A 6,762-nucleotide genomic window follows, 5' to 3' on the forward strand; every position below is an offset into this window, starting at 1 on the left:
GACCTTCAGCGGCAAACCATCATCACTAGCATCCTACCAGACACGGTGGATAGTTTCCCCTGGGCAGGACATTTAGGCTTGCACATGGCAGAGCAACTTGTGGCAGCACTAGACATTCACAAATCGACGCTGATTTTTACCAATACCCGCTCTCAGGCAGAGCGCTGGTACCAAGCCCTACAATTTCTGCTGCCGGAGGAGATAGATCGGATAGCATTGCACCACGGGTCGATCGCTGTGGAAGAACGGGAGGCGATCGAGGCTGGTCTCAAAGCTGGACACCTGAAGTGGGTAGTGTGTACCTCATCCCTAGACCTAGGAGTGGACTTTCAACCAGTAGAGCGAGTTGTGCAAATTGGCAGTGCCAAAAATCTGGCGCGTTTGCTGCAACGGGCTGGACGCTCTGCCCACGTGCCCGCCGGTACCTCCGAGATTTTTTTCCTGCCTACCCATGCCTTAGAACTGCTAGAGATCGCCGCCTTTCGTCACGGGCTAGCCCTCGGCGACATGGAAGCCCGCCGTCCCCTGCGGAAACCCTATGACGTGTTAGTGCAACATTTAGTCACCCTTGCCTGTGGGGATGGTTTCATACCTGAGCAAACCCTTGCAGCTATTCAGCAGACAGTGGCCTACGCTGACCTAACAGCAGCAGAGTTTGATTGGATACTAAATTTCATTACCCAAGGTGGCAAGTGCTTGAGTGCCTATCCCCGCTACAAAAAGGTAGTGGTCACTGAACAAGGACTGTATCGGGTTACTGATCGCACGATCGCTCGCCTGCACCGCATGGGCATTGGTACCATTACTGCCAACCAAACTCTGCAACTGGTGTACACCACGGGCAAAAAAATTGGGACGATCGAGGAGAGCTTTATTTCCAAGTTGGAGAAGGGGGATGTATTTTTCTTTGCGGGTAAACAATTAGAGTTCTTTATGGTAAAAGACATGACTGCCTATGTCAAAGCCACGACCCGCAAGTCTACAGTTACTCCCATCTGGGGCGGTGGCAACTTGGCCATTTCAGACATCCTTAGCCATCACCTGCGGCAAACAATTGCCCAAGCAACTGCATTACTAGCTAACTCCTCCTCTTCCTCCCCCCCAGCCCCACGGCCAACAGTTAGAGGAACACAGCCCGAAGCTCTCTCCACTCAATATGAGATTGGAGGATTGGAGGCTTGGGAAAATCAGTCCCCTGAATTGCGCTGTATTCTACCCTTACTCATGACTCAGCAACGCCTCTCCCATCTACCCCAAGCTACTGACCTGTTGATCGAAACCTGCAAAACGAGGGAGGGTCAACACCTGTACGTATTTCCCTTTGCAGGACGTTTTGTCCATGAGGGATTAGGCTTTTTATGGGCTTATCGGTTTGCCTGCCAGCAGCGATCGACCTTCACCATTTCCGTCAATGACTACGGATTTGAGATCCTAGCTCCCAAGGGCTATCCCTTTCGAGATCTGTTTTCTGCGGCCTTTTTTGACCACGATCGCCTCCCAGAGGATCTCCGAGCTAGCCTCAACATCTCTGAACTGACAGGACGCACCTTTCGTGGCATTGCTCAAATTGCTGGCCTTGTGTTCAAGGGCTATCCCGGTGCTAAGAAAACGGCTAGTCAGCTTCAGGTCAGTGCATCCCTCATCTACGAAGTGTTCACAAAATATGAACCAGATAACCTATTGTTGCGCCAAGCCGAGCAAGAAGTCCTAGATGAGCAGCTAGAACTCTCTCGTCTCGCCGCCACCCTCGATCGCCTGCGCCACCTCACCCTAGTCTGGAAAGATACTCGCCGTCCTTCACCCTTTGCCTTTCCTCTGTTAGTAGAACGTCTTGGTTCTCGCCTTTCCAATGAAAGCCTACTGGATCGAATTCAGCGCCTTAAGCAACAGTGGGACGATCGCTAGGGGTGTTTTTAAGTCAGCGGCGGTACTCTAGCCGAGATCACTCAGGGCTGCTATGACTGTTTATGCCTATAGCCAGCGGGCCACGTCGCGCACCAGTAGGCTCTGAAGTCGTTGGGTTTTTGCCCCTGCTAGATAGAGCAAATCACCCTTGCCCAACAGATTTGCGGCTGCTGTTTGCTTGCCCCCTAGCACGATCGCCGAATCGGCAGTGCTGGCTGTGCGAAGGGCCACTCGTCCTGGCAGGTTTGAGCGAATTAGCGGTGTCACCACCTTCGCTTCTGGACGCTGCGTGGCAATGATCAGATGAATACCAGCAGCACGAGACATTGCCCCTAGCCGCTTGATGCTGTGTTCCAACTGCTTGGCGATTTCCTTCTCGGCCATAAAGTCAGCATATTCGTCAAACACACACACGAGTCGATGCAATGGGGTGCGACTACATTGGTTATAGGCACGGATATCAGCACAGTGGGCTTGCTCAAAGCGTTCATATCGTTCTTCCATTTCGGTCACCAGGTCGGCCATGAGGGCGATCGCTGCCTCTGCATCTTTCACCACGGGTCGATAGAGCCAAGGACTATGGGCAAACTCTGGAAAGGTTACCCGCTTTGGATCCACTAATGCAATGTTCAGATGCTCAGGAGCATAGCGCCCCATCAGGCTGAGGATCAGCGCTCGCAAAAATTCACTCTTGCCACTACCCGTTGTTCCTCCTACCAAGAAGTGGCAGGTGTTGGGATCAGAGAGGTCAGCTTCAATCAGGCGGTTTTCCAGGTCGATGCCAATGGCGATCGTCACAGGATCGGTAGGCAACCGACGTTGAGGACGGATATAGTCTTCAAACTGGGCAACTTGGCGATCAGCACGGGGCAAATCCACACTCACGTAACCTGCCTCTGGAGCAATCAACGGCGGCATGGTCAACCCCATCTGCACCTGCAAGTCATCACTGAGCCGCACAATAGACGACACCTTAACTCCAGCCATCGGCTTCAGCTTGATTCGCATGAAGGCAGGCCCCATGGCTGCCCCCTGATAGGTGGTTTCAATGCCGAAGGAACGCAGGGTTGCCACCAATTGCTGTCCCACCTCAGCCGCCGTCGGGAATGCAGGGGAATTGGAGGGCGGTGGTGGAGATGGGGGAACTGTTGGCAGTGCTACTCTAGAAGTTTTGGAGAAAAAGCTCTGGCACTGCGTAAACTGGGGACATAGCTCACACAACTGGGGTAGGGCTGTCGCTGGAGGTGGGTCAGGCTGGGAAGGTTGCCAAGCTAGCCACTGCTGCATTTGTTGCAACTTGTGGGGCAATAGTTGATAGATAGTTGCCTCTAGTTCATCCCAAGAAAAGGCATATTCCTGCCAATCTGGTAAAACGTTGTACACAGTGGAATCGATCGGCAGGCCGATTTTTTGCCTCAGCATGTAACTGTACAGGGCCACCTGGATCAGTTGTGCTGTGGGGTCAATAGCTGGATAGGTTTTATATTCCACCATGCACAGGCGATGTCGGTGAAAGTCGTACACTAGGCAGTCAAATTGACCATTTACCAATTGCTCGCTGCGATCGGGCAGTTTGAAGCGATAGCTCACGGCCATTTCCTCTGCTAGGAAGGTTTTTTCCACCACTTCCGTAGGCGTGCAGTAGTGGCGATTGACTACCAGTAATTTTGCCCAGTTGTGCAAGAGGCGAGTCAACCCCTGCCACAGTTGATAGAGCAGATCGGCTTTGCTAGCGTCATCCTGGATCGCAGTCTGCAAATAGGGAAAGAACACCTGACTATAGAGGCGGCTTTGTAGGGCAGCAGCCATCGTTTCGCCCTGTAACTGGGATGGTTCCGGGGTTAAGGCTTCCACTAGGGAACGATCGCGGCGAATTGCTTGCACCATCTGTTTAGAGAGGGTGTGAAAGGCTTTCCCTAGGCCGATCGTTGTCTTATCCCCTTGAAACAACATTGACCCACCCCGATGATGCCCCAGATAAAACAATCGAGGACATTCAAAGGCAACGCGGACTTTGGTAACACTCAGCGATGGGTTCATGCTGCCTGGGGAACGTAGCAGATTAACTGGGCATCTAGAGGCACCGTACTATCGATAATTGTCAGGCGACTTTCATTACAAAGACTGGAAATAGCCATCTCGATCGTTGGTACCCCTACATCAGGAAGTTGACGATGCAAATACTCCAGCAACTTCTGTCGAGAGAGAAAGCCCTGCACCTTCATGAAATTTAGCACATAGTCTCTAGTACTACTCAGTACTGGTGGTGTAAGCTCAATGGGTTTGCCGTTGTTAGGTGCACCTCCTACTCTGCCTGATGACTGTTGCAGTAGCCCCAAGGCTTGCATCAGGGTGCACGCTTCCAACACCCCAGCCCTGCGCACCAACCGCTGTAATTCTTGGAGATTGGGGGTCTGATCAGCAACGACGAGTTCCCCAGCACAGGCTGCATTTACCAGCCGACGGTAGGTGTATAGGTAATGCACATCCGAAAGACTAGGGCATAGGTGTTGATGGGCACTGTTGCTCATAATCTGTCGATAAATCTGGAAGCCTTTGTTTTTCGGATTACCCGTTGTGCCGTAGCGGATTAGGCAGAGCCGATTGCACTTGTGCCCATCCAACAATTTTTGGCAGGCTTTCATCAGGTTACAAAACTTTGTGAGGTTGACATCTTCTGTCCACACCACGGCGGTCACTCGCTGCACCTGACGAGACAACTCCTGTTGCCATTGCAATCCATAGGCACTGTAAGTCTTTGAATGGAAGGGAATTGGGGCTACCTGAGCTTCTAAGGCTAACATCACCTCTCGCAACATGGCCAGTAACTCATAGGACGCAAACTGAGTAATGGCTTGCACCTCTTGCTGAACGTTGCGGTGCTCATGCTGCCAAACCAATTGAAATGCCGCTTGTAAAGCTACCTCGGAGTCAGATGTTTCTGGCAACCTATCCACTGCTGCTGGTTCCGGGACAACGGGTGCTACTGGCAGTAAGCGATCGCGCAAGTTTTGCTTATAGGCTTGATACAGACTATTGCCCAGTTGCAATGCACTACGCGGCATTAGCTTACCCCCTGGAAACTTAAAGATCAGATGGTCTGCCTCTAGGGGAGCTAGGGGTGAGGCAGGGCGAGGCTCAGCTTCACAATGTAAGCCGTGTAACCGAAGTTCCCACAGGGCTTCGGCCTGTTGCCAAGAAATGGGGTGGAGTTGAATGCCCTTATGTAACCGTGCCCGATCTGCCTGTAACATCTTCCCCTTGGCCAAGTTCCAGGTCTCGGCAATCAGGCTAATGATGATGCAGAGGTTGGGCACTTTGCTGTTGTGCAACGTGGAGTTGACACTCCAGAGCATGTTGAGGGTTGTGGTTGTGTTGGGTAGCGCCACCTTATCGATTTGATCAAAGCAGAGGACGATCGGCTTGGTTTGCACTGAAATCCGTCCAATGTTAGCCAGCATCTCCTTAGCAGCATATTCGTTGTCTATATCAGTTTTGACCCCCAGTCGATCGGCATCCTCTTCCGCTAGCACATCTCCGCGCAACCATTCACAGGCTAGTACTTGCAGGTCTGGCTGGGTTAACCCATAGAGAGCAGAGAAAAAGTCATGGGGCTGATAGATGTCGATTGTGTAGGCGTTCTTCAAATACTTGATAAATCGCTGTTTTTCGCTCATGAGACGGGTTAGCAATCCCGGTTGCTGTATGGCAGGCAGACTTTTGAGCCAGAGCAACAATTGAGACTCTGTTTCCCCCTCTGGTGTCCGCATTAGACTATTCACGGTGTAGCGCAAAATATGCCGCCAGATATACGTGTCATCATCCCAAGGCCCAATGTAGACAAAGAAAGCATGGGCATTCAGCCGTCGCTTCAGGCGACCCAGCATATAGCTTTTGCCACAACCAGAATCGCCAATCAACACGTAGCTCCGGGTTTGGTGATCCTCGGCTACTAGGCGCACATAACCCTCTAATTGCTGCAATTCCTTTAGGTGAATCGATTCCACTGCCTCTGTCCAGCCTGGATTCTGCTCCCAAAAGTTTTCAACTCGAAAGGTTAGGGGATCAAAGGGATTCGGGTTCCGACAAATTAGCTCATCAAGGGTAGCCATAACCAGTCTGTTTAATGTGTGTAACAGGGAGTACAATCAAGGGATATTTACGGACACTTACGGGCATTTATAGGCACAGTTCTATGTCATTTTTGCCATGTCATGAATGTAACCAGAATTCAAATGTAACCAAAATTCAAACCTTGAGCACAGCGTCTACTAGTAGTCCCATAACACAGCGCCGGGAACCTAGGGCAAGGTCAACTGCATAGGCACATCATGACCCTAACAAGCTCTTTGCCCAGGTCGTAGCGCCGACTGTAGTGCCGACTCTAGTCAGCTAATGCACTATCCTAACCCCCTTGCTGCGATGCAGGTGATTACCTAGATTGGCAGCATCGATTCAGCTTGTGATTGCCCCTCATGCTAAAGCACTGACTACCAACCCTATGCTAGGCAAATAGGTCATCGGTCTGAGGCAAGCTGATAAAAAATAACGGATTACCAAAATCTTGCTGAATCCCTGCTTGGAGTTGCTCTGGTGAGTAGGGGCTAGTATCTTGCAAGGTGCTCAATTCAATCTGATCCTGTTGTTGCAGCCGATAGAGAGCCTGATCCAGCGCTTGGCGAGAAAAGGGGGGCTGTAACCGCTGTCGCACGTGAAAGATGGGCAAGTAATTATGGCCACCAAGTTCATCATTCAATTTCCGTATGCAATCTAGAACATCAGCATCCGACGGCAATTCTGTAGACAGGGAAGGGCTAGGGATGCCAGTATCCACTGGTTCCGATTGGGTAAGTATGC

The 6,762-nt window shown here is 51.3% G+C and carries 4 protein-coding genes; 1 reads left to right on the forward strand and 3 read right to left on the reverse strand.

The annotated features are described in order from the left end of the window. On the forward strand, positions 1 to 1,905 hold a 1,905-nt coding region (locus tag NZ772_11070; GenBank protein MCS6814089.1), incomplete at its 5' end, for a helicase-related protein. Positions 1,906 to 1,971: 66 nt separating this feature from the next. Here the strand turns inward: NZ772_11070 and NZ772_11075 are convergent. From NZ772_11075 to NZ772_11085, 3 genes are all read right to left on the reverse strand, one after another. Then, a complete protein-coding gene (locus NZ772_11075) occupies positions 1,972 to 3,945 on the reverse strand; it encodes a DNA translocase FtsK (protein MCS6814090.1) in 1,974 nt (657 codons plus the stop codon). Continuing rightward, positions 3,942 to 6,017, reverse strand: coding sequence for an ATP-binding protein (locus tag NZ772_11080; GenBank protein MCS6814091.1), 2,076 nt, complete (start codon positions 6,015 to 6,017; stop codon positions 3,942 to 3,944). The genes NZ772_11075 and NZ772_11080 overlap by 4 nt, the downstream gene beginning before the upstream one ends. Positions 6,018 to 6,409: 392 nt before the next feature. Beyond that, on the reverse strand, positions 6,410 to 6,762 hold a 353-nt coding region (locus NZ772_11085; GenBank protein ID MCS6814092.1), incomplete at its 5' end, for a transcription factor RcaD.

Source organism: Cyanobacteriota bacterium, from assembly GCA_025054735.1.
Lineage (GTDB): Bacteria > Cyanobacteriota > Cyanobacteriia > SKYG9 > SKYG9 > SKYG9.